A 25,104-nucleotide genomic window follows, 5' to 3' on the forward strand; every position below is an offset into this window, starting at 1 on the left:
TATGTGGCGTGCCAGTGCCGATCGGGTGTCAGGTAGGTATGCGCCACCCCGACTTCGCGTCGGAACGGCCCCCGACCGGCCCGGATGTCGACCCGACGGCCAGTCAGGAGCCGGTCCCAGCCGCGTGGTTCAGGGGGTGGCGCAACCGGGTGGCGCGGGGGCACCGGGCATGGCACGGACGGTCGGAGCGGACGCATTTCCCCAGGGTGCGGCCGGTTCGCCGGGTCCGGCTCCGTGCCCGGCGCCCGCTCCCCACCCGGCGGCCCGACCCCAGTCGTGTCCGGGCCCCGTGAAGCTTTGCCGCCGGTCAAGGAAGGACCCTCACCCGCCCATGTACTCCACAGCCAGCACCGGTACTCGACCGACCGCCCCGATCGGGGTGGACGGCGCGGCCGCGCGCCCGCCACGCTCCGGTCTGCGCCCCCCGACCGCCGGTGCGGGCCGTCCCGTGCCGCGCACCGTGGAGCTGCGCGACCCGCGCGGGCGCACCACCCTGGTGACCCGTCCGATGCCGGAGCAGACGGGCCGGATCGGCCGTCCGATGCCCGGGCGGGGCGTCGAGGCGTTCGTGGACCGGGTGGATCCGGCCGCGCTGCAGACCCCGGCGGTGCGTGCGGTGCTCGCCAACGTCGCGCGGATATGTCCCGCGTTCCTGCCCCGGCAGGTGCTGCGGGAGGGCAGCCGGCACATCCTGGTCGCGGGCACCATCGGCCGGGCCCCGGTGGTGGCCAAGTGCCTGGCGCCGGGGGCGCTGCGCGGCCCGCAGGCGGCACAGCTGATGGACCGGTTCCACCACGAGGTGGCGGTGTACCGGGCGTTCGTGCGACACCGCCCGCCGGTCCGGCTGCCGCGCCTGGTGGCGGCCGACCACGACCGCTGCGTACTGGTGCTGGAGCGGGTCCCGGGCCGTCCGGCGGCCCGCGAGCGGCACCCGGCGAACGCGCCGACGCCGGGCGAGGTGCGCGCGGTGCTCGGCGCGGTACGCACGCTGAACCTGTGGCGGCCGCCGACGGACGTGTTCGACCAGCCGCTGGACTACCAGACGGAGATCGCCCGCTTCCACTCGCTCGGCCTGCTGACCGACCGCGACGCGGGCGACCTGCGCGGCCTGCTGCACGGGCTGTCCTCCGTCCCGCGCCAGCTCTGCCACGGCGACGCGCTGCTGGGCAACGTGCTGCTGGCCCCGTCCGGCCCGGTCCTGCTCGACTGGGAACAGGCCGGCTGGTACCTGCCGGGCTACGACCTGGCGGTGCTGTGGAGCGTCCTGTCGGGCGACACCGCGGCCCGCCGCCAGATCAGCCAACTCGCCCAGTCCGGCGGCACGTTGGCCCGGGACGCGTTCCTGGTCAACCTGACGCTGGTACTGATGCGGGAGCTCCGGATGCACGACCTCCCGGGCGCGGGCGAGGAGCAGCGGATCATGATCCGCCGGCTCTACGACGACGCGTCCCTGGCCCGCCGCGCGGTCCGCGCGGCGGTCGGCACCCGCTAAGCCGTCCCCAACAGGGCTTCGCCGAGGGCGTCCAGGACGGCGTCCTCGGCGGGCAGTTGGGTGCGCAGGCCGAGGGTGTCGCGCAGGTGGCGCTCCAGCGGGTGGCGGCGGTCGAGGCCGGCGCAGCCGGTGAGGGCGAGTGCCTGCTGGACGGTGTCGGCGGCGGTGCGGGCCGCCAGCAGCTGGACGGCGGGGGCGCGCCCGGCGGCGGCCGGGTCGGCGTCGATGCGGGTGGCGAGGCCGTGCACGAGTTCCTCGGCGCCGGTGAGCCGGGCGTCGAGTTCGCCGATCGGGCGGCGGTGGGCGGCGCTGCCGCGCAGGTGTCCGGCGGACCAGTCGAGGGCGGCCCGGGCGGTGCCCAGCAGGACGGCGGCGAGGGCGAGTTGACGCCGGGCGGCGGCCAGCGGGTGGCCGGCCGGGGCGGGGGTGCGGGGCAGCAGGACGGCGTCGGTGCCGACCCGGGCGCCGTCCAGCAGGACGTCGTGGCCGGCGGCGGCGCGCAGGCCGAGTTGGTCGGCGGCGGGGTCTATCTCGAGTCCGGGGCTGTCGGCGCGGATCAGGAACAGGCCGGTGCGGGGCCGCTGTTCCTCGGTGCGGGCTTCGACGGCGAGCCAGGCGAGCGCTTCGGCGCCGGGACACTGCGCGGCGCGGCCGCTGAGTCGCCAGGCGTCGCCGTGCCAGTGGGCGGTGACGGCGGGCGGCCGGCCGGGGGCGGCGCGCAGGGTGCCGACCAGGGCGGGGCCGCGGCGGGATTCGGTGAGCAGTCGCCGGTAGAGCGCGGCGGGCCAGGGCGCGCCGGCGGCCTGTTCGGCGTGGTGCAGCAGGGTGTGCGCGGTGAGCAGCGCGACGGACGCGTCGCCTCGGCCGAGCCGGGCCAACACCCGTACGGTGTCGGCGAGTCCGGCGCCGGGTCCGCCGTAGCGGTGGCCGACGGTCAGGGTGAGCAGCCCGGCTTCGTGGACGGCTTCGATGCCCTGGTACGGGAAGGTGCCGTCGCGGTCGTGTTCGGCGGCGCGGGCGGCGAGCAGGTCGACCACCCGGGGCAGCCGGCCGAGGACCCGTTCGAGGGCGGTCTCGTCCCGGCTGTTCGCAGAATCGGTTCCGCGTGCGGCGTCGGTCGGGCTTCCGGCGGCGACGGCGGGGGTGTGCGCGGGGGTGCGGGGCATGGCGGCGGTCCTCCGGGCGGGCGTGGTCGGTCGGGCGGTCCTGGACTCGGGAAGGGTCAGGACGCCGGACAGGCCGCGCCGGCGGTGCGCCGGAGGTCCACGTGCAGGCGGCGGGTGAGCAGCAGTGGCCGGGGCATCGCGCGCCTAGTCCTGCTGGAACATCTCCGCCGGAAGCGGCTTCAGGAGCTGGTAGAGGTCGTCCGAAATCGGCCGGTCCCAGGAGGCGATGGTGACCTGGACGTCGTCGCTGCGCCCGAACTGGGAGCAGTACAGGCGCCCTTCGCTGACCTTGACCTTCCGGACGATCAGCAGGTCGTCGCCGAGCATGACCGGGAAGTCCTCGGCGGAGACGAAGTCCACCGGCTCGTCGTTCTCCAGGGCGGCGAGCAGCTGCCGGACCTCGAAGGGCACGCCGTCCTCGCTCTCGCGGGCGGGTGACCCCTGCGGGACGTTGCCGATCAGCATCGCGGGGCCGCGGCCACCGAGCAGGTCGTAGCGCAGGAAAATGCCTTGGCAGGATCCGTCCGGACCGGCCATGATCATGGCCCCGAACAGGCCGGGCCAGTCGCCCGGGTCCATCGCCAGGACGTCGAAGTCCGGGCCGGCGGGCTGTCCGGAGCGACGGCGGAGAAATGACATGGGCCCATCGTACGTGCCCGGTGGGCGGGGGCAGGTGAGTGGGTCCGCGATCAGGCCGGGATCTACGCTCAGGGACCAATGTTGACTCTGAGCAACCGTCCGGGCTACGTTCGGTTCAGCACGACGGCCGCCCCGGGCGAGATCCACAGGGTGCGGCTTGTCGCAGCGTGCCTTGCGCGCATTCCCTCACTGCGCACGCGGTCGTGTGAACGTCAGTCGTGTGAACTCACAAGCACCATTTGCTGATTCAATCGGTCTTCCAACTCTTCGCCGCCGCGGAGAGCCTGCGCGACGCGGCAAGCGTCGGAGCGGTGGACGGGCCGGAGGAAGCGGCACACAAGAGCCATAGGAAACACCGAGCCAGGTCCGCGGGGGCCCTCCCGCCGTCGCGTTCGCGGACCTTGCCCGGATCACCGCCGCGTGGGGGCGTGCGGAATCCGGGTTTTGGCCCTGCCGGGGAGTAGCTCTTCCCGGTCGGGCTCGCTCCCGTCGCGACGGCTGCCGCACTCTGTGCGGTTCTGGGTGGGAGGGCCCGTCATCGGCGCCGGTGACGGGCAGCACAAGCGGGCGCCGTGCCAGACCGCGTGGGGGCGGTCGGCACGGCGTCTGCCTGCTCTTACTCTCTGGCAGGCTTGTCGGACAGTCAACAAGTTTCGGCCCATCAGAACTCTTTTGTAACCTCGGAGTATGCCCGCTCGTCACCTTCGCGAGCGGTTTCGACGGGTGCGGATCAGGGCAGTCCGGGCGTACCGGTCACCTTCGAAACGGCCGAAATCCGCCCGCGTGCGGCCGAATTCGACACCGGGGGGGCCGAATTCGGCCCGGTGGGTGCCGAGTTCGGCCACCGCGCGGGGTGCCGGCGCCCTCGTCAGCCGTGGTCAGCCCTGGGTCTGCCGGTTGGGGTCGAATTCGCCGTCCCGCGCGCCGAGGACGAAGGCCCGCCATTCGGCGGGGGTGAAGATCAGCGCCGGGCCGTCCGGCTCCGCGCCGTTGCGCATCGCGATGTAGCCGTCGACGAAGGCGATCTGCACACCGTTCGGGTCGTCGTTCGCGGACTGCCACTCGGCTCCGCTCACATCCAGCTCGATCTTGCGCCGGTCCGCCGCCTGTGCCGCCATGGTGGTGCTCCCTCCGCTGCCGTACCGGCCCTTGCCGATCTGTGCCGACAGCCGACCCGTGTCGGTCTCTGTCGGTGTTCGAGCGGCCAGCCTAGCCATCGCGGGCGGCGGGTTCGGCGGATCGCGCCGGGTCTGCCCCGCGGGTGGTCGAGATGGTCCGATCCGGCCGTGTCCGGCCGACACCTGTGCTAAAGGCAGGCCACGGGGGCCCGTTCGAGGTAGGGATGGGTGGCGATCAGTCAGCCACACACCGGGGAGCAGCCGATGGACCAGCGGGACGGCAGCCGCGCCGACGTCATCCCGATCACCACCGCGCCGTCCGCCCCGGCGGCGGGCACCGCGACCGGCACGCTGCCCGCCCCGACGCCCACGGTGCCGCGGCCGTCGCGGCCGGCCGGGCACGGGCGGGTCGGCGTGGTGCTGGTCTCGCACAGCCACGAGGTGGCGGACGCGGTGCGGGCGCTGGCCCTGGCGGTGGCGGAGTCGGGCGATCCGGCGCCGGTGGTGGCGACCGGCGGCTCGATCGCGGACGGTCTGGGCACCAGCGCGGTGCTGGTGGCGACGGCGGCCCGGCGGGTCGACCAGGGCCACGGCGTGGTGGTGCTGTGCGACCTGGAGAGCGCGGTCGACACGGTGCTGGCGCTGCTGAGCGAGGCCGACGAGCACCTCCTGCCGTTCCCGGTGCGGTTCGCGGACGCGCCGTTCGTGGAGGGCGCGGTGGCGGCGGTGGCGACCGCGACGGCCGGCGGCGATCTGGCGGCGGTGCTGAACGCGGCGGAGGAGGCCGGGCGGCGCCCGAAGCGCTGAAACCCGCCGTGCGGCTGCCCGTTCTCGGCCGGTCGTCGTACGGGATTGTGGCCGATGGGACGGTTTGGGTGCGACTGACCGGGTTTTCGGCCCGGTGGGCCCGGACGCGCGGCTAGAGTCGGCGCATCGGCCCGGTGGGGGGATCCCCGGGGCCCGGCGGAGGGGTGGTGTGCGGCGATGCGAGTGGTGATCACCGGCGGGGCCGGGTTCATCGGGGCCAATCTGGCCCGGGAGTTGACGGCCCGTCCGGAGGTGTCGGAGGTCCGGGTGGTGGACGACCTGTCCACCGGCAGCAAGGCCAACCTGGCGGGGGTGGACGTCACGCTGTTCGAGGGCACCATCCTCGATCCGGCGCTGCTGGACGCGGCGTTCACGGGGGCGGACGCGGTGGTGCACCTGGCGGCGCTGCCCTCGGTGCCGCGCTCGGTGGCGGCGCCGCTGGCCAGCCACCACGCCAATGCCACCGGCACGCTGGAGGTGCTGGAGGCGGCCCGCCGGGCCGGCGGGCTGTACGTGGCGGCGGCGTCCTCGTCCTCGGTGTACGGCGCCAACCGCGAGTTGCCCAAGCGCGAGTCGATGCGCACCGCGCCGATGAGCCCCTACGCGGTCTCCAAGCTCGCCACCGAGGCGTATCTCGGGGCCTACCACCACTGCTACGGCCTGGGCGTGCTCCCGCTGCGTTTCTTCAACGTCTTCGGCCCGCTCCAGCCCGCCGGCCACGCGTACGCCGCCGTCGTCCCGGCCTTCCTCGACGCGGCGCTGCACGGCCGGCCGGTGACGGTCCATGGGGACGGTCTGCAGAGCCGCGACTTCACCTATGTCGGCACGGTCGCGCAGGTGCTCGCCGAGGCGGTGCTGCGCCGGGTGGTCAGCGCCGATCCGGTCAACCTGGCGTTCGGCACCCGCACCACCCTGCTGGAGCTGATCGCCCTGCTCGGTGAGGCGCTGGGCGAGCCGGTCGCCGCCGAGCACGTCGATCCCCGGCCGGGGGACGTCCGGGATTCCCAGGCCGACAACTCCCGCCTGCGCGAGCTGTTCCCCGACATACGGCCCGTCCCGCTGTCGGAGGGCCTGCACCGCACCGCGGCCTGGTTCCGGACGCCCTGAGCCGCCGCCCGGCGCGAACTGCCGCCCCGGGGTGCGCCGTTGCGCGCTCCGGGGGCACGGCGGTCAGCCGGTCAGGCTTCGCCCAGTTCGAAGTACGCCGTGCTGTTTCCGGCCAGCGCCAGCTCGATCCGTTTGCGTGCGGACGCGTCCAGCTCGGGCAGCGCGTCCGGGTGGAACCAGCCGACCTCGAGCGATTCGTCGTCGTTCACCCGCGCCTCCCCCGCCAACGGGCGGCAGCGGAAGGTCAGTTCCAGGTACTGGGCGTGGTCCCCGTTCGGGTACTCGATCACCGGCGAGACGGTCACCGAGGTCAGCGCCTCCGGCAGCACCGTCACACCCGTCTCCTCCAGACACTCCCGCACCGCCGCGTCCGCGGGCTGCTCCCCCGGATCGACGATCCCCCCGACCAGCGACCACTCCCCGTTGTCCGCCCGCCGCCCGAGCAGCACCCGCCCGTCCTCGTCCACCGGCACCACACCGACACCGGACAGCCACAGCGGCCGGTGGCCCACCAGTTCGCGCAGCTCGGCCAGAAACACAGGAATTCCCATGCCCAGGAGCCTAACCGGCGCCGATCAGGGCATCGGCCGGGCCGGGGCGCCGATCACGGTGGTGCGCGCCGGCACGTCGCGGGTGACGACGGCCCCCGCGCCGACGAACGCGGCGGGGCCGACGGCGCGGCCCTGGAGGACGACGGCGCCCGAGCCGACGGTGGCGTCGTCGTGCAGCAGGACGGCGCCGGAGACGTTCGCGCCCGGGTAGACGGTGACGCGGGCGCCGAGGCGGGCGTCGTGGCCGACGGTGGCGTTGTAGTGGACCTGGCTGTGCGCGCCGAGGACGACGCTGCTGGAGACGTGCGCGCCGCCCATCACCAGACAGCCGGCGGCGAGTTCGGTCTCCGGCGCGACGATCGCCCGCGGGTGCACCAGGGTGGCCGGGCTGCCGCCCGCCGCGTCCAGCAGCAGGGCCAGCCGGGCCCGCACCGCCGGATCGGCGATCCCGATCAAGTACGGTGCCCCGGAGGGGAGTTCACCGGGCTTGCGAACGGGCAGCCCGCGCACCCGCTCCCCCGCCAGCCGGTCGTCCAGGAACCCGGCGACGGGCACACCCGCCGCGATCGCGACGTCCAGCGCCTCCCGGCCGACCCCACCCGCACCAGCGATCCACAGCATCCCGCCCCGCCTCCACTCGCACCGACTGCCCCGGACCATACGGCAGACCGGACGGCCGCGGGGTGAGCCGCTTCCGCCCGGCCGCACACGCCGAATCGTTTTTGTCAGCCGCGCAGCTCCTCCCGGGCCAGCCGGGGCGCGGCCGCGGTGGCCTGTCGCGGCAGCACCACCCGCGGCGCGGCCGGGGCAGGCGCCTCGGCGGGGACCGGGAAGCCCGGGTTGACGCCGCCGGCCGCGGTGATGCCGGTGGGGCGCAGCAGCATCCTGGCGGTGCCGACCAGGATGCGCAGGTCGAGCAGCAGGGTGCGGTGTTCGATGTACCAGAGGTCGAGTTCGATCCTTTCGGGCCAGCTGATCGAGTTGCGGCCGCGGATCTGCGCCCAGCCGGTGAGGCCGGGGCGCAGCGCAAGGCGGCCGCGTTGCCGGGGTGAGTAGTGGACGACCTGTTCGGGCAGGGTGGGGCGGGGGCCGATGACGCCCATGTCGCCGCGGACGACGTTCCACAGTTGTGGGAGTTCGTCGAGGCTGGTCTTCCGCAGCAGCGCGCCGAGGCGGGTGATGCGCGGGGCATCGGGCTCGTCCGGGTGGCGCTTGTCGCGCATGGTGCGGAACTTGAGGATGCGGAACTCCTGGCCGTGGCGGCCGGAGCGGGTCTGCCGGAAGATCACCGGTCCGCCCATGGTGGCGCGGATCAGGAGGGCGATCACCAGGCCGAGCGGGACGGCGATGATCCCGGCCAGTGCGGTGACCGCGAGGTCCCCCCCTCGCTTCATTTCTCCCCCAGTGGGTTGCTGCGTGGTGGTGTGGTGGGCCCCTGCCGGGGCTGGTGGTGGGCGCGCCGGGCTGCTGGCGCGCGTGACGGTGGCGCTCGGGGCAAGGCGGTGAACGTGGTGCGGGTGGCGCCGGGTCAGTCGGTGGTCCAGGGCAGGCCGCGCCGGTGGGCGACGGCGGCGTAGGTCTCCAGGGAGATCCGGGCGACGGTGCGCTGGTCGAACTGTTCGAGGGCGCGGCGGCGGGCCGCCGTGCCCAGGCGGGTCCGCAGGTGCGGCTCGGTGAGGAGCCGGTCGAGCGTGTCGGTGAGGGCGGCGGCGTCGGCGGCGGGGGCGAGCAGCAGGTGCTGGTCGTGGGTGCCGATCTCGCGGCAGCCGCGGATGTCGCTGAGCACCATGGGCAGGCCGCTGGCGGCGGCTTCCATGCCGGAGCGGGAGAACCCTTCCCGGTAGGAGGGGAGGACGAAGACGTCGAGCGCGGCGTACACGGCGGGCATGTCGTCGCGGCTGCCGAGGAATTCGAGTCCGGCTTCGGCGGCGCGCAGCGCGTCGGGCTTGTCGGGGTCGTCCGGTCCGATCCACACGAAGCGGGCCTTGCCGGCCAGTGCCCGGGCGGCTTCGGCGTATTCGCGGATGCCCTTCTCTGCGACCCGCCGGCCGACTCCGCCGACCAGCAGTTCGTCGTCCCGTACGCCCAGCTGCTCCCTTACTGCTGCGCGCAGCGCGTCCCGTTCCGGCCCGGGCGCGGGGAAGCGGTCGAGGTCGACGCCGTTGCCGACCACCCGGGCGCGCCGGGCGGGGACGCCCCAGCGGGCGAGGGTGCGGTGGTCCTCGGCGTTCTGGTACAGCTCGGCGTGCGAGAACCGGGCGGCGAACGCTTCGGCGCCGAGCACCAGCAACCGCTTGGCGAGCGGGTCGTGGGCCTGCGCCCAGAGTCCGTGGCAGGTGTTGACGACGACCGGCACCCGGGCGAGCCGCCCGAGGACGCGGCCGAGGACGCCGGTCTTCGGGTTGTGGGTGTGCAGCACGTCGGGCCGGATCTCGCGCAGCGCGGCGAGCAGTTCGCGGGCGGCGGCGAGGTCGGCGGCGGGCTGCCAGGCGCGGGTGAGCGAGCGCAACGGCCGGTACTGGACGCCGAGCTGCTCGACCCGCTGCCGGTAGGGGCCGGGGGCGCTGAGGCCGTACGTCGCCAGGCCGTGTTCGACGTCGACGGCCAGTTCGGTGGCCAGCAGCAGGTGCAGCGACATGTCGACGGTGGTGAGGTGGGCGACTCGCAGCGGCCGCCCGCCCTCGCCCCGGAACCGCAAGGGCTCAGGCACGGGCGCCCACCGCCTTCGCGGTGGCGACGATCCGGGCGTAGGCGCGTTCGGGGACCAGCCGGCCGTAGAGCTTGGCCCGGAAGAAGTCGATCGGGTCGGTGCGGCGGACCGGGACGCGGTGGAAGCGGACCGGGTCGCCCCCGGGCAGGTTGCGCCCGACCCGCCCGGTGGCGCTGGTGCGGAACCGGGCCCGCAGCGCGGCCTCCATGTGCGGGACGGGCGTGCCCCAGGTGTAGGCGAAGTGGCGCGGGCGGGTGCCGAGGTGTTCCTCGACGTCGTCGCCGCAGGCGTCGAGTTCGCTGGTGGTGAGCAGCGCGGGGCGGGCGTGGCTGCGGGTGTGGTTGGCGACGGTGCACAGCCCGGACGCGGCCATCTCGCGCAGTTGCTCCCAGCTCAGCCCGGTGGCGGGGGCGCCTTTGGCGGTGGAGCCCTCCCAGCGCATCGGGCCTCCGACCATGCCGCTGGCCAGGTAGACGGTGAACGGCAGGCCGCGTTCCCGAAGGATCGGCCAGGCGGTGTCGTAGGTGTCGGCGAAGCCGTCGTCGAAGGTGAGGACGGTGCTGGGGGTGCGCAGGCCGGCGTCGAGCCGGTCGGCGGCGGTGTCCAGCGGGACCACGCGGCCGGGCGGGAGCTCGGCGAGCAGGTCGGCCTGGGCGGTGAAGTCGGCGGTGGCGAGGTCGAGCTCGTCAGTGGTGCCGCCGCCGATCCGGTGGTAGATGAGGACGGTGGCGCCCTCGCCGGGAGCGCGGCCGGCCGCGCGGGCCAGCTGATGTTTGACCTTCGTCCTGATGCCTGTGGCGTCGCCGGCGGTGCTCGCCATGACGTCCCCCCTCGCGGTGCCCCCGCACCGACCCCTGGTGAAACTCCCCCGGCCCGCGGCTTGCGCGGGCGATGGGTTTCACAGTAGGGGGAAGTGTGGTGTCACTGCTGGGGAAACGTGAAAGAAGTGCGTAGGTAAGCCGAAAATCGGTCGATCTGACCGGCACTGTCCGTTTGGCCGACACCTTCCGGTCGCCCGGCCGGTTCGCCCCTCCCGGGAGCCGGTCGCCGGGGGCGTCAGGCGCGGGGTGTCAGCACGCGGCGCGGGGCGTCAGGCGCGGGGTGTCAGCACGCGGCGCGGGGCGTCAGGCGCGGGGCGTCAGGACGCAGCGTCGCGGCCGGGCCGCAGCAGCGCCAGGCCGACCCGGGCGAGCAGCAGCACCCCGGTGGCCAGGCAGCCGGCCACCGCCATCACCCAGCCGGGGCCGTCGCTCTCCGGGACCAGCACGGCGACCAGGATGCCGAGCACCACGCAGCCCGCGCCGACCAGGGACAGCAGCAACTGGTGGCGGCGCAGGGCGCAGCCGCCGAACACGGTGGACCAGCGCGTAGCGGCGCGATCACTTGGGGTGTCTGCCATGCCCTCCACGGTAACCCGGCCCCGCGCACCGGGCCACGGCCTTTGGGCCCTGGCCAGGAGGCACGGCCCGGTCCCGCAAGGGTCGAGCGGCCGACTCCCCCGTCCGCCGTCCGGACGGTTCCGCGCTGCCGTTCGGACGGTTCCGCGCGGTCGTTCGGACGGTTCCGCGCGGTCGTTCGGACGGTTCCGGTCGGCCGTTCCGGGGCGCCCGCGAAATCTCGCCGTCCGCCGTACAACCATCCCGCCACTTCGGTGGTCTCCACTACATTGAGCGATCCAGGAGCCGTCCGACGAGCGGGATTGGGAGTACCCGCCGCGGGCTAGATCACTCGGGAGCGGAGCCGCCGTTCCCGGGGTCGGAGGCCGGGCTCCGCCTGCCGACGGTACCGCCACGCCGCATGCCGGCGACCGAGGGGGGAACCGTGCCGTACGCCACCGCCACCGCCACCACCGCCGCCGCCGTCTGCGCCCCGCCCCAGCCTGCCGCCGTACCCGCCGTACCCGCCGTCGCCGCGCCCGCCGTCGCACCGGACCAGCCCCGGGACCGGAGCAGCTGGCTGCGGTTCAGCCCGGCCCAGCCGTTGTTCCGGGCCAGGGCCGCGCAGCGGCTGGCCGTGCTCGCCTATCACGGCATCACCGATCCACGGTCGTTCGGCGCCCAGCTCGACCGGCTCCGACGGCTGGCCACCCCGGTGTCGGTGCAGGACGTGGAGCGTTCGCTGGCCGAGTGCCGGCCGCTGCCGCCGCGCTCGGTGCTGGTGACCTTCGACGACCCGGACCGCACCGTGCTGCGGCACGCCCTGCCGGAGCTGGTGGCGCGCCGGATCCCGGCGGCCGCGTTCGTGATCGCCGAGGTGGTCGGCACCGAGCAGCCGTTCTGGTGGCACGAGGCGGCGTTCCTGGCCCGGCACGGCGGCCGGGCCCGGCTGCTGCCCCGCGGCGGGGACCCGGCTCGGGTGCTGGCGCTGCTCAAGGCGCTGCCCGACCCGGACCGCCGCCGCAGCCTGGCCGAGCTGCGGGTCTCCGCGTCCCGCCGCCCGCCGGCCCAGGAGCAGCTGCACCCGGAGGACCTGCGGGCGCTGCGCGAGGCGGACGTCACGGTGGGCAACCACACCCTCGGGCACCCGTCGCTGCGGCGCTGCGACGAGGCGACGGTGCACGCGGAGATCGCGGGCGCGCACCGGGCGCTGACCCACTGGCTGGGCGAGGCCCCGTCCGCGTTCGCGTACCCGGACGGCGGGTTCGACGAGCGGGCGGACGCGGTGCTGCGCCAGCTCGGCTACCGGCTGGGCTTCCTGTCCGACCACCGCCTGGGCCCCCGGCTGCCGGCCCACCCGCTGCGGATCAGCCGTCTCCAGGTGGACTCCACCACCTCGACCCGCCGTTTCGACACCATCCTGTCGGGCCTGGAGCCGGCGGTTCAGCGCCTGCTGGGCGCCCAGGCGTAACGGTTCGCCTCGGTACCGACCGGGCCGTCACGCGCGGTCGCGCGGCAGCAGCGCGGCAAGCACGGTGTATCCGGCGAGAACCCGACCCGGCCGCGCCGCCCCACGCGTCAGCCGGACGGAGCAGATCCGGGTTCAGCTCCCGCTCGGGGCCATCTCCCACGGCTCCTGCGGCAGGGGCTCTCCCGTCTCCAGCAGCGACTTCAGGTTCGCCAGGACGGCCGGCCAGCCGTGCGAGATCGCCCGCAGCGCGGTGCGGTCGCGCAGCTTCTCGTGGGTGACGGTCAGCCGGACGATGTCCCGGCCCGGCTCGATCAGGAAGGTGACGGTGGCGGCCTGGTCGATGAACAGGTCCGGCCGGTCCTCGAAGGTGAGCACCAGCCGGGTCGGCGGCTCGGCCACCAGCACATGGCCCGTGACGTCGGCCGTACCGGAGCCGTCGGTGCGGCGGTGCTCCCAGGTGGATCCGGCCTGCCAGTCGGAGACGTTGGCGTGGCCCCAGAAGCGGGCCGTCAGCTCGGGGTCGGTAAGCGCTTTCCACACCTGCTCCGGGGCGGCCCGGATGTAGGTGGCGTACACGTAGGCCGGGATGGCACCGGTCTCGGATTCGCTGCTCATGGCGCACTCCTCCTCTGCCGGGCCATCGTGCAGACGGGTTCCGGCCTGCCGCAAACGCGGGCGGCGGGCGGGCCTCGGCCCCCGTGCGCGGTGCAGGTGGCCCCCCACTGGCCGGGCCGGGGTCCGTGCCGGTCAGGGAGTAGAGTCGTTGCTCGTGAAGATCGCCCTCGTGGACTCCGGAATCGGACTGCTCGCCGCCACCGCCGCGCTGCGCCGCCTGCGGCCCGACGCGGACCTGGTCATCTCCTGCGACCCCGACGGCATGCCGTGGGGCCCCCGCACCCCCGAGGACATCACCGAGCACGCCCTCGCCTGCGCCCGCGCCGCCGTCGCCCACCGGCCCGACGCTCTGGTGGTCGCCTGCAACACCGCGACCGTGCACGCGCTCGCCCGGCTGCGCGCCGAGTTCGAGCCCGAACTGCCGGTGATCGGCACCGTCCCCGCGATCAAGCCGGCCACCGCGGCGGGCGGCGTGGTCGCCATCTGGGCCACCCCCGCCACCACCGGCAGCGCCTACCAGCGCGGCCTGATCGCCGAATTCGGCGGCGACGCCACCGAGGTCCACGAGGTGGCCTGCCCCGGCCTGGCCGAGGCCGTCGAGCACGCCGACGAGGACGCCATTGCCGCCGCGATCGCCTACGCCGCGGCCCGCACCCCCGCCTCGACCACCGACGTCGTCCTCGGCTGCACCCACTACGAGCTCGTCGACGACCGCATCGCCTCCGCGCTGGCCGTCCCCGCCCGCTTCCACGGCTCCGCCGACGCCGTCGCCGCCCAGGCGCTGCGCCGCGTCTCCCCCGGTGCCCCGGGCGCCGGCACCCTCACCGTCCTGCACTCCGGCCGCCCGGCCGCGCTGCAGACCGCCGCCCTCAACTACCCGCAGGGCGAGATCCTGATCGGCGCCCGCGTCTGACCTTCCGGGCGTCGCGCACCACCGACCGATCGCGCTGCCGGCCCTGCCGCCGACCACGACGGCGCCCGCGCTGATCGCCGCCCGGCTGCCACCTGCCGATCCCCGCACTCCACCGGGGCACCCCACCCGCCCGCGCCCACCCGCCCGCGCCCCGCGGCCTCGCGGCAGCCCGTCGCAGCCCGTCGCGCCTCGGGGTCGCCCCGCCGCTGGTGGGGCAGACTGCCGGGGTGACCGTCCTGTGGTGGGTGTCGGTGGTGGCGCTGGCGGCGTGGGTGTGGCTGGCGGTGTGTCACGGCGGGTTCTGGCGGACCGATCAGCGGTTGCCGCCCGGGGGTCCGGAGCCGTCGCGGTGGCCTGACGTGGTGGCCGTGGTGCCGGCCCGCGACGAGGCCGGCGTGCTGCCGCTCTCCCTTCCGACGCTGCTGGCGCAGCAGTACCCAGGCCGGGCCCGGGTGGTCCTGGTGGATGACCACAGCACCGACGGCACGGCCGAGTTGGCGCTCGCGCTGGCGGCGGCCGGTCCGGGGCTCGCGCTGGAGGTGACCACTCCCCCGCCTCTCCCCGAGGGCTGGACGGGCAAGTTGTGGGCGTTGCGGCACGGCGTCGAGCACGCGGGCCACGCCGAGTGGCTACTGCTGACCGACGCCGACATCGCGCACCGGCCCGGCTCCCTGCGGGCACTGGTCGCGGCGGGCGAGGGACACGGCCTGGACCTGGTGTCGCAGATGGCGCGCCTGCGGGTGGCGTCCGGCTGGGAGCGGCTGATCGTCCCGGCGTTCGTGTACTTCTTCGCGCAGCTGTACCCGTTCCGCCGCTCCAACCGCCCCGCCTCCCGCACCGCCGCCGCGGCCGGCGGCTGTTCGCTGGTGCGCCGCCGGGCGCTCGAACGGGCGGGCGGGGTGGCGGCGATCCGGGGCGCGGTGATCGACGACGTGTCGCTCGCCCGCGCGGTCAAGCGCACCGGCGGCCGCACCTGGCTGGGGCTCGCCGACCGGGTCGACTCCGTCCGCCCCTACCCCGGGCTGTCGCCGCTGTGGCGGATGGTCTCCCGCAGCGCGTACGCCCAACTCCGTTACTCCCCACTGCTGTTGCTCGGCACGGTGCTCGGCCTGACGCTGATCTACCTGGTGCCGCCGATCGCCGCCGTGACCGGTCTGCTCGCGGGCTTCCAGTGGACGGCCGGCGCCGGGTTCGCCGGGTGGGCGGTGATGGCGGGCACGTACGCGCCGATGCTGCGCTACTACGGCCGTCCGGTGACGGAGGCCCCGCTGCTCCCCTTCACCGCGCTGCTGTACCTGCTGATGACGGTCGACTCCGCCGTCCAGCACTGGCGCGGACGCGGCGCGGCCTGGAAGGGCCGGACGTACCCGCACCCGCAGCGCGCCGAGGGCAGGATGGACTGATGGAACGTCAGGAGCTCGGACGCATCGCCCACCGCGACCACCCCGTGGCCGCCCCGCTGTCGGACGCGTCGGTGCACCGCCTGCTGGAACGCCAGCTGCGGCGCTGCCCGAACAGCTCGGCCCTCGACCTCGGCTGCGGCGAAGCCGCTTGGCTGGTACGGGCGTTGACCATGCACCCCAACTTGCAGGCCATCGGCGTGGACACCGACCCGGCCGCCCTCGACGACGGCCGGCGGGCCGCCGAACGCGCGGGCGTCGAAGGCCGCCTCGCCCTGCACCACGCCGACGTACGGGAATTCGAGGCCGCCGATTCCTTCGACGCCGTCCTCTCGGTCGGCGCGACGTACGCCTTCGGCGGCCTGCTGCCGACCCTCGAAGCCGTCCGCCCGCTGCTCGCCCCGGGCGGCACCCTGCTGCTCGGCGAGAGCTACTGGGAGGACGGCCGACCTACCGACCACGCACGCGAGTTCTTCGGCGACGACCTCACCGACCTGTCCGGCGTCCTCGCCACCCTCCGCGCCGCCGGCTGGTGGCCGATCGCCGGACACACCTCCACCCGCGAAGAGCTCGACACCTACGAATGGTCCTGGACCGGCTCCCTCACCGACTGGGCCCTCGACCAACCCCCGGGCCCCGACCGCGACCAGGCCCTCGCCGCCGCCACCCGCCACCGCCACCAGTGGCTGAACGAGTACCGCGACGGCTTCGGCTTCGTCACCCTCCTGCTGCGGCCGGCCGTTAGCGCGTGAGCAGCCGCCGGGCCGTCGGCTTCACGTACTCGTAGCGGGTCATCTGCTCGAGGTCGCGGAGCCAGGCGGTGCGGCCGGGGGGTTGGCGGAGGAGTTCGCGGTAGATCTCCTCGAAGGCGGTGGAGACGTGGTCGAGGGAGAACCGGCCGACCACCCAGTCGCGGCCCCAACTGCCGAGCTCGGCGCGGCGATCCGGGGAGTCGGCCAGGACGCGGATCTGGGCGGCGAGGGCCTTGGAGTCGGCGGGGCCGTCGCCGTGGCCGTACATGCAGCGGGAGGCGTGGGGTTCGACCAGGGGGCCGGGTTCGTGGATGGCGGTGTAGCCGTTCGCGCCGTGGACGATGACGGGCTTGGCGAAGGCCAGGCCGCGCAGCGCGGAGCCGCCCATGCCGAGGACGAGGTCGGCGGCCTCGTAGGCGGGGCGGGGGTCGGAGCGCTGGCCGGTGAAGACGATGGCCTCGCGGCCGAGTTCGGTGTTGAGGCGGGCGGCTTCGGCGCGCAGCGGCTCCTCGCTGGGGCCGCCGCCGACGACGGCGAGGACGAGGGACGGGTCGTCGAGCAGGCGGACGGCGGCCATGGTGCGGCGGACGCCGGCGTCCTTCTCCAGGCCGGAGACCAGGCGGGTGACGATGCACAGCAGCAACTGGCCGTCCCCGGCGCCGACTTCGGCGCGGAAGGGGGAGCCGGGGACGGATCCGGGGGCGTCGAGGACGGTGTTGACGGGGGGTTCGATGAGTCGCAGGTCGCGGTGCCCGAAGGCCCGCGCGTCGCCCATCAGTGCACCGAGGCCGAGGACCAGGGGCTGGTGGCGGGGCATGCCGCGGAGCATCCGGATGCCGTAGAAGGTGGTGACGATCGGCAGGCGGCCCTGTCGGCCGGGGCCGAAGTAGGCGTTGCGGGCGGCCCGGACCTCCCAGGCGTGGACGAGTTGGGAGCCGTGTTCGTCGGCGAGGCGGCTCAGGCGGGCGCGGATGACCGCGTGCGGGGTGTCGGGGTCGCCGGCGACGACGAGGTCGAGGTCGTGTTCGGCCGCGAGTTCGACGAGTGGCGCGGGGCCGTCGACTCCCTGGGCGAACAGGACGGGTTGGTGGCCGCGGTCGCGCAGGGTGCGGGCGATGTCGACGGCGTTGAGCTGGGCTCCGCCGAGGGCCAGGTTGTTGAGGTGGACCAGGACACGGACCGAACGCACGGTCACTCCTCCCACTGGTGCGGTACGAAGACCGGCGCGGCGAGCACGACCGCGCGCGGCGGGGTGTCCAGCATCGGGCCGAACACGTCGAACTGGCCGGCGGAGTGCCAGCTCATCAGGGTGCCCCCGTCGGTCTTGCCGATCGAGTAGACGCCGGTCCACAGGGTGTAGCGGCCGCGCGGCAGCGGCAGCCGGGGGATGACGCAGGCCACCCGGTGGTCGCCGCCGGCCAGCCGGATCTCGTGGCTGATCTGGAAGATCGGGCTGGAGGTGCCCTCGCTGACGCCGAGGTGCAGGGTGGCGTCGCCGCGGTAGTCGCCGCCGAGGGTGAGTTCGACGGTGACGGGCTCGTCGGTGTGCAGGTTCTCCTCGCCGTCCTCGCCGCGCACCTCGTACTTCAGCAGTTGCAGCGGCTCGCCGACCCGGGCGGTGGCCTCGGACTGGGCCTCGATGGAGTCGCGGTAGCCGGCCAGCGCGTCCTTGATGCCGGCGTCCACCCGGACGGTGCCCTGTTCCAGCCAGACGCCGCGCCGGCAGATCGACTGGACGGCGGGGAGGTCGTGCGAGACGAAGACGATGGTGGTGCCCTGTTCGGCGACTTCGCGCATCCGGTCCAGGCAGCGCTGCTGGAAGACGGCGTCGCCGACGGCGAGGACTTCGTCGACCAGCAGGACGTGCGGCTCCAAGTACGCGGCGACCGCGAAGCCGAGGCGCATCTGCATGCCCGACGAGTAGAACTTCACCTGCCGGTCGATGGCGCCGCCGAGCCGGGCGAACTCGACGATGTCGTCGAAGCGTCCGGCGACCTCGCGGCGCTTGAGGCCGAGCAGCGCGCCGAACAGGTAGATGTTCTCCCGGCCCGTCAGGTCGGGGTGGATGCCGGCCCGGATCTCGATCAGGGCGCCGATCCGGCCGCGCACGTCGATGACGCCCGCGTACGGGTACATGACCCGGGTGAGCATCTTCAACAGGGTTGACTTTCCTGACCCGTTGGAGCCGATCAGGCCGACGGACTCGCCGGGTTCGATGTGCAGGTTGATGTCGCGCAGCGCCCAGCGCCAGTCCTCGCCGCGGTCGCCGCGCAGCCGGCGGGCGGCCTGTTCGACCCGGTCGCGCAGCAGCATCCGCTGCTGGTCGGCGCGGAAGCGCTTCCAGACCTGTTCGGTGCGGATGGTGCCCAGTGGGTAGTCACGCGACATCGGCGATCCCCGTTTCCAGCTTCTTGAAGAACAGGTACCCGCCGACCAGGAACACCAGCGAACTGACCGCCGCGATCAGCGTCATCCGGGCGTCCGGTGCCTCGCCGTACAGCAGTGCCTTCCGGTAGCCCTCGATGACCGCGCCGAGCGGGTTGACGCCGACGTAGATCTCCTGCAGCCGGTGCGGGATCTTGGCCAGCGGGTAGGCGACGGGGGTGGCGAACACTCCCATCTGGGTGATGATCGGCAGCAGGTGGCGGACGTCGCGCAGGTACACCACGGCCACCGAGAGGATCAGCGCGATGCCGTAGGTGAACGCGAACTGGATCAGCAGCAGCGGCAGCGCCCACAGGAAGGTCGCGGCGGGGGCGGTCCAGAACACCAGGAACATCAGCGCGAGCACGCCGACGCCGATCACCATGTCCACCGTGGCGACCAGCATGGTGGCGAGCGGGAACACCTCGCGCGGGCAGTACACCTTGTTCAGCAGGCTGAGGTTGTTGGCCAGGCTGAGCGCGCCCTGGTTCATCGTGTTGCTGAAGAACTGCCAGACGATCAGGCCGACATAGGCGAACAGCGTGTACGGGGCGGCGCCGGTCTCGATCTTGACGGCACGGTGGAACACCAGGGTGAAGATGGCGCACAGCGCGAGCGGGGTGAGCACCGCCCAGGCGAAGCCGAGCACCGCCTGCTTGTACCGGGCCCGCAGGTCGCGTTCGGCCAGCGCGCGCACCAACTCCCTTGCCGCCCACAGCTCGTGGGCGACCTGGACGGGGCGCAGCCGCCGTTTGAAGACCAGTTCGGGCGGTGGCCCGGCCGGGATCGCGACGCCGGGAGGTGCCGGTTCGCCCTCGCGGTCGTCGATGACCTGTGCGCGCTGTCCCCCCACGGACTCCCGCCCTCTCCGAGCACGGTGCGGCCGCGCCCGGTGTCTGTGTCGACTGTGTCGGAGCCGGGCGGACGAGACGGTCCGGGCGGCCCGGCGACCACCATGGCACAAAGTGTGGGGGCGGCGGGCGGGTTCCGTGAAGATTGCGCCAGCTCAGGCCGGTTGTCGACGGGTTGTCGACGGGTTGTCGACGGTTTCGGGCCGAACTTCCCTGCTGGGCAGCGGAGTTCGCCTCGATCAGTGGCCGGCGTTCCGGTCGGTCAGTGGCCGGGGCTCCGGTAGGTCGGTGGCCGGGGCTCCGGTCGGTCAGTGGCCGGCGTTCCCGTCGGCGACCAGTTGGTCGAGCGCGGCAGGCACGTTCTCCACGCCGCCGGCCCGGGTGGGCGAGGTGCGGCCGTTGCCGTCGACCACCACAGTGGGCAGTTCGTTGACCCGGTAGTCGGAGAACAGCTTGGGCGCCTGCTCCACGGCCCGGTCCACCTCGGGGGAGTGATAGGCCGAACGGAACTTGGCGGCGTCCATGCCGTGTGCGGCCGCCCACTGAGTGGCGCGCTGCTCGGTGGTCAGATCGGCGTGCTCGTCGCGGACGGCGCGGAACACGGCGGCCTGCTGGCGGTCCACCTCGCCGAGCCGGTCCAGGGTGTAGAACAGCCGTGCGTGGGTGCGCTGTTCGGCCTCGTCCGGGCTGCCCACCCAGATCGCCGGGACGCGGCGCAGCTTCACGTCCGACTGGTGCCTGGCGGCCCAGTTGGTGAGCGGGGACTCCAACCGGGCGGAGTGCGAGCAGTTGTACCAGAAGAACTCGACGGCCTCATGGGTACGGGCGGCCTTCGGCCCGTTGGCCTGCGGTCCGCCGGCTTGCGGTCCACCGGCTTGCGGCCCGCTGGCCGGGGCCTGCTGCTGCGCGGGAGCGTCCGGTCGGGCGGCCGGGGGTGCCCCGTGGTGGTTGGCCGGCCTTGGCTGCTGGGCGGCGGCGAGGTACTGACCGGGTGCCATCAGCTGCTTCCCGGTCAGGCCGTGCGGTGTGGCCGGATAGGCGGACACGGCGTGTGCGGCGGCGGCCGGGGCGGCGACCAGGCCCCCGGCGACGGCGATCAGGACGGTGGTTCTCAACAGCGGCTTCACCAGGGCAGCGTGGCAGCCCGCCCGGGCACGGGCCAGGCGATCCGGCGCCGGTCGGCCGAATTCGCCGGAACGGAGCAGCACCGCTCGAACTGGCGTCGGAGAGACGAACGTTGGGGAGACGGACGCTGGGGAGACGGGCGCCGGGGAGACCGGCCGGTTCCCGGCGGGCGGGCGGCGCCCCCGCACACCCGCCCACCGGAACCCGGCTACCGGCGGCCCCGGGTCACTTGCCGAGGGCGCGCAGCTGGGCCTTGGCGTCGGCCTCGGAGGTCTGCGGGACGCCGATCTGGACCTGGTCGGAGCCCTCCTCCTTCATCGGGCAGTACCGGGCGTCCTTGACCGGCATGGGAAGGCTGAGCACGCCCTCGTTGCGGACCAGCACCAGCAGCGAGCCGGTGGTGCAGGACGCGTTCGGGGCGACGGGCGGCGAGGCGAGCCAGGTGACGGCCTGGTAGATCGGCACGTTGGGGTGCAGCACGGTGCCGTTGGCCTTGTCGGTGGCGAAGGTGCCGGAGCCGAGGACGCCGCTGGCGAGCTTCTGGAACTGCGCGGTGTGGTCGGTGCGCAGGTCGGGCTTGCCGTAGACGACGCACTCCGTGCCGGTGGTGTTGGTGAGCTTGATGACGCCGGTGATCCGCGGGTCGGCGCTCCGGTCGAGGGTCAGCTCCGCCTTGACGTCGCTCTCCTTCTCGGAGTTGCCGCAGATGCGGATGTCGGCGGCGGGCTTGGCGCCCGGGGCGGAGGACTTGCCGCCGGAGCCTTCGGTGGAGCCCGAGGCGGTGGCGGACGGCTGGCCGGCCGGGTTGCTCGCGGCGGAGCTGGTGGCGGGCGCCGGGTTGGCGGTGGTGTCCGGGTCACAGGCCGTCAGGGCGAGCACGGAGCAGGCCAACAGAGCGAGCGCGGCGGGCTTGTGGAGGTTCATCGGAGGCTCCTGTGGGGGCGTGGTGCGCGGTCCGCCGGTGGGCGGGCAAGCGTCACCACGCGTCCGGTTGTCGGACGGTTCCTCCGGTTTCCGTCCGCTTACACCGCTGTTACACAGCGGCGCTTTCCGGCAGGGGTGAACTCCGCTCAGGGCAAGGTCGGTTCGGGTGCAGAAGGCTTCGCATGCGTGACACTTTTTACCTCGACGCGGTCCAGCTCCACGCCCCAGCCGGCCGCGGCGGGCCTGACCTCACGCAGCAGAGCGAGCCGCAGTTCCTCGCGCGCGGTGGACAGTTCGTCGAAGGTACGCTGCTCGGCCTCGGTGCGCAGCACCACCAGCGCGAGGTGGCAGATCGCCACGCCGTAGTTCCGCACCTCGACGATCGCCGCCACCGGATCCGCCACCCGGAAGGTCAACGCCGCCTCGACGCACGCCCGTTGGCCGTCCTTGGTCCGCCCCTGGAACGGCACCGCCACGCAGGTGTCGGACACATCGACGCGCTGCAACTGGTCGGCGAACGGCACCAGCAGAGTCAGCCCCGGCCGCAACGTCCGCTCACGCACCTTGCCGAGCCGGAACACCACCCCGCGCTCGTTCGCCCCCACCCGCTTCACACTCAGCCGCGCCAGCAGCAGCACCACCAGCCCCGCGACGATCAGCCCCGCCATCGGATCCCTCCCCCGCCCTCGGCCTCTGCCCAGTATGGGCGGCGGGCCGTCGATCGTCAGGGGTCGGTAGCGGTCGATAAAGTTCGACCGTGAGCCTTGAGGAACTGCGCGGCCATGTCCACTGGTTGACGTCGGTCGCCATTCGGACCGACCTGCGACCCAGCGAGGCTGTCATCGAACTGCGCTCCGAGAGCGCCCGTGCGACCTTGCGTCTGATGGGCATCGTGCACGCGAGAGCCGACCTGGGCGACCCGGACGGCGGCTTGGTGGACGAGGTCCTCGTCCGGGAACTGCCCCAGTACGGCCCATGGCCGCCCGAAGCCCGCCACCTCCTGCATCACCACAACAACCGCTGCGCGCTGCAGTGGCTGACCATCACCGGGCCGAGCGAGGAAGTGGAGATCCTCGCCGAGGAGTTCGGCGAACGCTAGGCCCTTCATCCCCGCCTGCTATCCACCCACGGCACCATCAGCACGAACCCCGGTGGCACGACGCGCTCCTGCAACCGGCCGCGCCGGAACATCAGGCCACGCTCGGCCGCGCGCACCCGCCGCACGCTCCCCCGCGCCACCGGCAGCACCAGGAACACCACCACGAGCCCCGGAAGAATCAGCCAAGCCATTGGTCCCCCCGTCCTCGCTCCGCGCCCACTACGGGACGGCCTCCTTCAACCGCCATCGGCCGTGGGCGACTTGGCGCAGCGGATACCGGGCGGGGAGTCCGCGCCAGCCGAATCCGAGGCGTCCCACCGCAGCGGGGCCAACGCGTAGGCAGGTGCCGGGCGGGCCTACGCGCTGGCCCGGTGGGCGTACGGGCGGTCGGGGCAGTGCGGGCAGGCGAACAGGTGCAGGCTGCCCATGTCGCCGAGCATCAGATCGGCGGCGCTCTGGATCAACCGCCGTTCGTCGTAGGGCAGTTCCCAGACGGTTCCGGCGGCCGGGGTGTCCTCGACCGCGAGCCAGGTGCGCCAGCTCTCGCCGTCGAACTCGGCGCTGCCGACGGACAGCAGGTGGTCCATCCGGCGCTCGCAGCTGGGGCAGTGCGGCCAGTCCGGGTCCTGGCTCCAGGTGGGGTAGCCGCCGGCCTTGGTCCCGTCAGGCACCGACAGGTGGTACTCGTACGACCAGCCCGTCTCCTCCTCGACCTGCTCGAACCGCTCCTCCAGTGCGTCGTGGAGGTGTTCCGGCAGGTCCCAGGAGGGGTACTCGGTGATGCGTTCGGGGTGCAGCACGCACGGGTCGGGCAGGTAGCTGTGGGGAGCGCCGTCGGGCCGGGGCGGGTCGGCGGGTTCGAGGTCGGCGCGTGAGCCGTCCCACCAGTACACCTGTGGCCGCGGCGCGTAGCCCTCCTCGTGGTCGAACGGGCACCACAGCACCTGGAGCACGTCCGTGCCGTCCGGGAACGGCAGTTCGGGCACGTCGGCGGCGAGCAGTTGCACCACCGGCACCAGCGGAACGGGCCCCGCACCGCGCGGCGGCGCGTACGCCGTACGCGGGTGCTCATCCGTGCAGTGCGGCCACGACTCGGCACGCGGCCACCGCACCGGGCCGCCCAGCGAACTCTCCCCCGGCCCGGGCTCCCCGCGCCTGGGATGCAGCCGCACAGCGTCCCGCCGCAGCGCCGCCACCTCGGGGAACAGCGCCTCGACGTCGAGCGGACGGGACGGGCTGGTGCGGACCATCGAACGTACTCCCTCCATCGGAATCCTGCCGGTCGGCAGCGTAGCCGCGGCCGGAGACACCCGATCGTCAGGCACCGTCGGCGACTTGGCGCAGGAGGTGCTGCCAGCGGGTGGCGACGGCGGTGAGGTCGAAGTGGGTGAGGGCGTGTTCGCGGGCGGCCTGGCCGTACGGGGTGCGGTCGGTGGCGAGGAGGGTACGGAGGGCTTCGGCGGTGGCGGACGGGTCGTCCGGGGGTGTGAGCAGGCCGGTCCGGCCGTCGCGGACGATGTCGGAGACCCAGCCGACGTCGGTGGCAACGGCCGGAAGGGCGGCGAGGGCGGCTTCGATCAGGACGCCCGGGACGCCCTCGGAGTCGCTGGTGAGCAGCAGCAGGTCGGCGGCCCGGTAGAGCGGGGCGGGGTCGGCGAGCGAGCCGAGCAGGTGGGTACGGGGGCCGGCTTCGGCGGTGAGGCGTTCGCGGAGCGGGCCTTCGCCGGCGAGCGCGAGGTGGACGTCCTCGGGGAGTTGGGCGTGGGCGGCGAGGGCGAGGTCCGGGCGCTTCTCCGGGCTGAGGGCGCCGACCCAGGCGATCAGCGGGCCGCCGGCGGGCAGCCCGAGAGCCTCGCGGGCGGCAGCCTTCTCGGCGGGGCCGGCCGGGGGCGAAAAGCGTTCGGCGGGACGGGCGTTGGGCAGTACGTGCAGTCGACGGGCGGGCAGCCGGAAGCGGGTGCGCAACAGCTCCACGCCCTGCGGGGAGATCGCGGCAACGGCGGCGGCCCGGTGCAGGAACGCGCCGACTCGCAGACGGCGGGCGGGAGTTGACGTCCAGTGCCGGGGGTCGCCGATGTTGACGTAGACGAACGGGGTGCGGGCGGCGAGCAGTCCGAGCGCACACGCCTGGAGCGTGGACGACCCGTGCGCCACCACCACGTCGGCCCGGCGGGCGGCCCGCCGCAGCGCACGCAAGGTAGCCGGGTGGTGGCGGGACGGCCCCAACACGGCGACGGGGTCGGCCGAATCGGCGTCCGGGTGCGGGTGCAGCGCGACCAACTCGGACGCCTGGCCACGACGCACCAGTTCGGCATGCAGATCGCGGGCGAGACACTGCGCGCCCCGGGCGCGCGGATCGGTGATCACGTGCAGAACGCGCGGCTCGGCCATGCGCCCGACCCTACCGAGACGCCTCGCGCCGGCGGGCCGAGTTCACCCAACTGCGCCCTCCTGTGCACTGGTTGACCCAAACCTTGATCGCACGGGTCCTACCTCCTGGCGGCGGCGAGGAGGTCACATATCGGGCCGCGGGGCACCTCTACGGGTGACGTCATTGATATCAA

The 25,104-nt window shown here is 73.9% G+C and carries 28 protein-coding genes; 8 read left to right on the forward strand and 20 right to left on the reverse strand.

Translation table 11 applies throughout. From position 1 onward, the window contains the following. Window positions 1-331 precede the first annotated feature (331 nt). Entirely contained in the window at window positions 332-1,492 is a 1,161-nt protein-coding gene (locus ACGFWJ_RS29495) for an aminoglycoside phosphotransferase family protein (RefSeq protein WP_392954995.1), read from the forward strand. On the opposite strand, the gene ACGFWJ_RS29500 is transcribed toward ACGFWJ_RS29495, so the two are convergent. The 4 genes from ACGFWJ_RS29500 to ACGFWJ_RS29515 form a co-directional block, all read right to left on the reverse strand. Next, complete coding sequence (locus tag ACGFWJ_RS29500) at window positions 1,489-2,658, reverse strand: acyl-CoA dehydrogenase family protein (protein WP_392954997.1); 1,170 nt, start codon at window positions 2,656-2,658, stop codon at window positions 1,489-1,491. The genes ACGFWJ_RS29495 and ACGFWJ_RS29500 overlap by 4 nt on opposite strands. A gap of 56 nt (window positions 2,659-2,714) precedes the next feature. Continuing rightward, window positions 2,715-2,795 carry a putative leader peptide gene (locus ACGFWJ_RS29505; RefSeq protein WP_341869173.1) on the reverse strand — a complete coding sequence of 27 codons (81 nt, stop codon included), beginning with the start codon at window positions 2,793-2,795 and terminating at the stop codon, window positions 2,715-2,717. A 7-nt stretch (window positions 2,796-2,802) separates the two neighbouring features. After that, window positions 2,803-3,297, reverse strand: a complete 495-nt coding sequence (locus ACGFWJ_RS29510) for a hypothetical protein (protein WP_387648470.1) — start codon at window positions 3,295-3,297, stop codon at window positions 2,803-2,805. Between the two features lie 878 nt (window positions 3,298-4,175). Then, window positions 4,176-4,415, reverse strand: a complete 240-nt coding sequence (locus ACGFWJ_RS29515) for a DUF397 domain-containing protein (RefSeq protein ID WP_392954999.1) — start codon at window positions 4,413-4,415, stop codon at window positions 4,176-4,178. A gap of 372 nt (window positions 4,416-4,787) precedes the next feature. Here ACGFWJ_RS29515 and ACGFWJ_RS29520 point away from each other — a divergent pair, with 372 nt between their 5' ends. Together ACGFWJ_RS29520 and ACGFWJ_RS29525 are read left to right on the forward strand one after the other, a co-directional pair. Beyond that, window positions 4,788-5,222 (forward strand): PTS-dependent dihydroxyacetone kinase phosphotransferase subunit DhaM, encoded by a 435-nt coding sequence (locus ACGFWJ_RS29520; protein ID WP_387648674.1) that lies wholly within the window; start codon window positions 4,788-4,790, stop codon window positions 5,220-5,222. Between the two features lie 177 nt (window positions 5,223-5,399). After that, complete coding sequence (locus ACGFWJ_RS29525; protein ID WP_392955001.1) at window positions 5,400-6,329, forward strand: NAD-dependent epimerase/dehydratase family protein; 930 nt, start codon at window positions 5,400-5,402, stop codon at window positions 6,327-6,329. A 71-nt stretch (window positions 6,330-6,400) separates the two neighbouring features. On the opposite strand, the gene ACGFWJ_RS29530 is transcribed toward ACGFWJ_RS29525, so the two are convergent. The 6 genes from ACGFWJ_RS29530 to ACGFWJ_RS29555 all read right to left on the reverse strand — a co-directional run bounded on the left by ACGFWJ_RS29530 (window position 6,401) and on the right by ACGFWJ_RS29555 (window position 10,989). Next, entirely contained in the window at window positions 6,401-6,880 is a 480-nt protein-coding gene (locus tag ACGFWJ_RS29530; RefSeq protein WP_392955003.1) for an NUDIX domain-containing protein, read from the reverse strand. A gap of 24 nt (window positions 6,881-6,904) precedes the next feature. After that, window positions 6,905-7,501 (reverse strand): NeuD/PglB/VioB family sugar acetyltransferase, encoded by a 597-nt coding sequence (locus ACGFWJ_RS29535; RefSeq protein WP_387867457.1) that lies wholly within the window; start codon window positions 7,499-7,501, stop codon window positions 6,905-6,907. A 104-nt stretch (window positions 7,502-7,605) separates the two neighbouring features. Further along, window positions 7,606-8,274 (reverse strand): sugar transferase, encoded by a 669-nt coding sequence (locus ACGFWJ_RS29540; protein WP_392955005.1) that lies wholly within the window; start codon window positions 8,272-8,274, stop codon window positions 7,606-7,608. 134 nt (window positions 8,275-8,408) lie between these two features. Beyond that, window positions 8,409-9,590: a glycosyltransferase gene (locus tag ACGFWJ_RS29545; RefSeq protein ID WP_392955007.1), complete on the reverse strand. Its 1,182-nt coding sequence runs from the start codon at window positions 9,588-9,590 to the stop codon at window positions 8,409-8,411. After that, window positions 9,583-10,410, reverse strand: a complete 828-nt coding sequence (locus ACGFWJ_RS29550) for a polysaccharide deacetylase family protein (protein WP_392955009.1) — start codon at window positions 10,408-10,410, stop codon at window positions 9,583-9,585. The genes ACGFWJ_RS29545 and ACGFWJ_RS29550 overlap by 8 nt, the downstream gene beginning before the upstream one ends. Before the next feature lie 318 nt (window positions 10,411-10,728). Next, window positions 10,729-10,989: a hypothetical protein gene (locus tag ACGFWJ_RS29555; RefSeq protein ID WP_387648490.1), complete on the reverse strand. Its 261-nt coding sequence runs from the start codon at window positions 10,987-10,989 to the stop codon at window positions 10,729-10,731. 422 nt (window positions 10,990-11,411) lie between these two features. Here ACGFWJ_RS29555 and ACGFWJ_RS29560 point away from each other — a divergent pair, with 422 nt between their 5' ends. Beyond that, the gene (locus ACGFWJ_RS29560) at window positions 11,412-12,437 is read left to right on the forward strand and encodes a polysaccharide deacetylase family protein (protein WP_392955011.1); all 1,026 of its coding nucleotides are present in this window, start codon (window positions 11,412-11,414) and stop codon (window positions 12,435-12,437) included. Window positions 12,438-12,569: 132 nt separating this feature from the next. Here the strand turns inward: ACGFWJ_RS29560 and ACGFWJ_RS29565 are convergent, their stop codons facing one another. Beyond that, window positions 12,570-13,052: an SRPBCC family protein gene (locus tag ACGFWJ_RS29565; protein WP_392955013.1), complete on the reverse strand. Its 483-nt coding sequence runs from the start codon at window positions 13,050-13,052 to the stop codon at window positions 12,570-12,572. Window positions 13,053-13,206: 154 nt separating this feature from the next. Between ACGFWJ_RS29565 and ACGFWJ_RS29570 the strand changes: the two genes are divergently transcribed. From ACGFWJ_RS29570 to ACGFWJ_RS29580, 3 genes are all read left to right on the forward strand, one after another. Further along, window positions 13,207-13,965: a glutamate racemase gene (locus tag ACGFWJ_RS29570; protein WP_392955015.1), complete on the forward strand. Its 759-nt coding sequence runs from the start codon at window positions 13,207-13,209 to the stop codon at window positions 13,963-13,965. 227 nt (window positions 13,966-14,192) lie between these two features. Then, entirely contained in the window at window positions 14,193-15,368 is a 1,176-nt protein-coding gene (locus tag ACGFWJ_RS29575) for a glycosyltransferase (RefSeq protein WP_392955017.1), read from the forward strand. Beyond that, window positions 15,368-16,117 carry an SAM-dependent methyltransferase gene (locus tag ACGFWJ_RS29580; protein WP_392955019.1) on the forward strand — a complete coding sequence of 250 codons (750 nt, stop codon included), beginning with the start codon at window positions 15,368-15,370 and terminating at the stop codon, window positions 16,115-16,117. Before ACGFWJ_RS29575 ends, ACGFWJ_RS29580 begins: the two co-directional genes overlap by 1 nt. Here ACGFWJ_RS29580 and ACGFWJ_RS29585 read toward each other — a convergent pair. The 6 genes from ACGFWJ_RS29585 to ACGFWJ_RS29610 all read right to left on the reverse strand — a co-directional run bounded on the left by ACGFWJ_RS29585 (window position 16,107) and on the right by ACGFWJ_RS29610 (window position 22,109). Continuing rightward, window positions 16,107-17,306, reverse strand: coding sequence for a glycosyltransferase family 4 protein (locus tag ACGFWJ_RS29585; RefSeq protein ID WP_392955021.1), 1,200 nt, complete (start codon window positions 17,304-17,306; stop codon window positions 16,107-16,109). The genes ACGFWJ_RS29580 and ACGFWJ_RS29585 overlap by 11 nt on opposite strands. Before the next feature lie 2 nt (window positions 17,307-17,308). Beyond that, the gene (locus tag ACGFWJ_RS29590) at window positions 17,309-18,505 is read right to left on the reverse strand and encodes a polysaccharide ABC transporter ATP-binding protein (RefSeq protein ID WP_387648507.1); all 1,197 of its coding nucleotides are present in this window, start codon (window positions 18,503-18,505) and stop codon (window positions 17,309-17,311) included. Next, complete coding sequence (locus ACGFWJ_RS29595; RefSeq protein WP_387648510.1) at window positions 18,495-19,394, reverse strand: ABC transporter permease; 900 nt, start codon at window positions 19,392-19,394, stop codon at window positions 18,495-18,497. The genes ACGFWJ_RS29590 and ACGFWJ_RS29595 overlap by 11 nt, the downstream gene beginning before the upstream one ends. Window positions 19,395-19,700: 306 nt before the next feature. Continuing rightward, window positions 19,701-20,519, reverse strand: a complete 819-nt coding sequence (locus ACGFWJ_RS29600) for a thiol:disulfide interchange protein DsbA/DsbL (protein WP_392955024.1) — start codon at window positions 20,517-20,519, stop codon at window positions 19,701-19,703. A 223-nt stretch (window positions 20,520-20,742) separates the two neighbouring features. After that, a complete protein-coding gene (locus tag ACGFWJ_RS29605) occupies window positions 20,743-21,441 on the reverse strand; it encodes a hypothetical protein (protein WP_387648515.1) in 699 nt (232 codons plus the stop codon). A gap of 146 nt (window positions 21,442-21,587) precedes the next feature. Next, window positions 21,588-22,109 carry an SPFH domain-containing protein gene (locus ACGFWJ_RS29610; RefSeq protein ID WP_392955026.1) on the reverse strand — a complete coding sequence of 174 codons (522 nt, stop codon included), beginning with the start codon at window positions 22,107-22,109 and terminating at the stop codon, window positions 21,588-21,590. Between the two features lie 89 nt (window positions 22,110-22,198). Between ACGFWJ_RS29610 and ACGFWJ_RS29615 the strand changes: the two genes are divergently transcribed. After that, a complete protein-coding gene (locus ACGFWJ_RS29615; RefSeq protein WP_392955028.1) occupies window positions 22,199-22,540 on the forward strand; it encodes a hypothetical protein in 342 nt (113 codons plus the stop codon). A gap of 5 nt (window positions 22,541-22,545) precedes the next feature. On the opposite strand, the gene ACGFWJ_RS29620 is transcribed toward ACGFWJ_RS29615, so the two are convergent. From ACGFWJ_RS29620 to ACGFWJ_RS29630, 3 genes are all read right to left on the reverse strand, one after another. Further along, window positions 22,546-22,731: a hypothetical protein gene (locus tag ACGFWJ_RS29620; RefSeq protein ID WP_392955030.1), complete on the reverse strand. Its 186-nt coding sequence runs from the start codon at window positions 22,729-22,731 to the stop codon at window positions 22,546-22,548. 165 nt (window positions 22,732-22,896) lie between these two features. Then, window positions 22,897-23,790: a DUF1963 domain-containing protein gene (locus ACGFWJ_RS29625; RefSeq protein WP_392955032.1), complete on the reverse strand. Its 894-nt coding sequence runs from the start codon at window positions 23,788-23,790 to the stop codon at window positions 22,897-22,899. 67 nt (window positions 23,791-23,857) lie between these two features. Continuing rightward, window positions 23,858-24,931, reverse strand: a complete 1,074-nt coding sequence (locus tag ACGFWJ_RS29630) for a glycosyltransferase (RefSeq protein ID WP_392955034.1) — start codon at window positions 24,929-24,931, stop codon at window positions 23,858-23,860. Window positions 24,932-25,104 lie beyond the last annotated feature (173 nt).

Origin of the sequence: Kitasatospora sp. NPDC048407 (assembly GCF_043200475.1) — a bacterium.
GTDB lineage: Bacteria > Actinomycetota > Actinomycetes > Streptomycetales > Streptomycetaceae > Kitasatospora.

What these genes read in the sequence shown, in the direction of transcription:
- ACGFWJ_RS29495 (WP_392954995.1), top strand. Translation starts at nt 332, where the DNA reads ATGTACTCCACAGCCAGCACCGGTACTCGACCGACCGCCCCGATCGGG.
- ACGFWJ_RS29500 (WP_392954997.1), bottom strand. Translation starts at nt 2,658, where the DNA reads ATGCCCCGCACCCCCGCGCACACCCCCGCCGTCGCCGCCGGAAGCCCG.
- ACGFWJ_RS29505 (WP_341869173.1), bottom strand. Translation starts at nt 2,795, where the DNA reads ATGCCCCGGCCACTGCTGCTCACCCGCCGCCTGCACGTGGACCTCCGG.
- ACGFWJ_RS29510 (WP_387648470.1), bottom strand. Translation starts at nt 3,297, where the DNA reads ATGTCATTTCTCCGCCGTCGCTCCGGACAGCCCGCCGGCCCGGACTTC.
- ACGFWJ_RS29515 (WP_392954999.1), bottom strand. Translation starts at nt 4,415, where the DNA reads ATGGCGGCACAGGCGGCGGACCGGCGCAAGATCGAGCTGGATGTGAGC.
- ACGFWJ_RS29525 (WP_392955001.1), top strand. Translation starts at nt 5,400, where the DNA reads ATGCGAGTGGTGATCACCGGCGGGGCCGGGTTCATCGGGGCCAATCTG.
- ACGFWJ_RS29530 (WP_392955003.1), bottom strand. Translation starts at nt 6,880, where the DNA reads ATGGGAATTCCTGTGTTTCTGGCCGAGCTGCGCGAACTGGTGGGCCAC.
- ACGFWJ_RS29535 (WP_387867457.1), bottom strand. Translation starts at nt 7,501, where the DNA reads ATGCTGTGGATCGCTGGTGCGGGTGGGGTCGGCCGGGAGGCGCTGGAC.
- ACGFWJ_RS29540 (WP_392955005.1), bottom strand. Translation starts at nt 8,274, where the DNA reads ATGAAGCGAGGGGGGGACCTCGCGGTCACCGCACTGGCCGGGATCATC.
- ACGFWJ_RS29550 (WP_392955009.1), bottom strand. Translation starts at nt 10,410, where the DNA reads ATGGCGAGCACCGCCGGCGACGCCACAGGCATCAGGACGAAGGTCAAA.
- ACGFWJ_RS29555 (WP_387648490.1), bottom strand. Translation starts at nt 10,989, where the DNA reads ATGGCAGACACCCCAAGTGATCGCGCCGCTACGCGCTGGTCCACCGTG.
- ACGFWJ_RS29565 (WP_392955013.1), bottom strand. Translation starts at nt 13,052, where the DNA reads ATGAGCAGCGAATCCGAGACCGGTGCCATCCCGGCCTACGTGTACGCC.
- ACGFWJ_RS29580 (WP_392955019.1), top strand. Translation starts at nt 15,368, where the DNA reads ATGGAACGTCAGGAGCTCGGACGCATCGCCCACCGCGACCACCCCGTG.
- ACGFWJ_RS29590 (WP_387648507.1), bottom strand. Translation starts at nt 18,505, where the DNA reads ATGTCGCGTGACTACCCACTGGGCACCATCCGCACCGAACAGGTCTGG.
- ACGFWJ_RS29605 (WP_387648515.1), bottom strand. Translation starts at nt 21,441, where the DNA reads ATGAACCTCCACAAGCCCGCCGCGCTCGCTCTGTTGGCCTGCTCCGTG.
- ACGFWJ_RS29610 (WP_392955026.1), bottom strand. Translation starts at nt 22,109, where the DNA reads ATGGCGGGGCTGATCGTCGCGGGGCTGGTGGTGCTGCTGCTGGCGCGG.
- ACGFWJ_RS29620 (WP_392955030.1), bottom strand. Translation starts at nt 22,731, where the DNA reads ATGGCTTGGCTGATTCTTCCGGGGCTCGTGGTGGTGTTCCTGGTGCTG.
- ACGFWJ_RS29625 (WP_392955032.1), bottom strand. Translation starts at nt 23,790, where the DNA reads ATGGTCCGCACCAGCCCGTCCCGTCCGCTCGACGTCGAGGCGCTGTTC.
- ACGFWJ_RS29630 (WP_392955034.1), bottom strand. Translation starts at nt 24,931, where the DNA reads ATGGCCGAGCCGCGCGTTCTGCACGTGATCACCGATCCGCGCGCCCGG.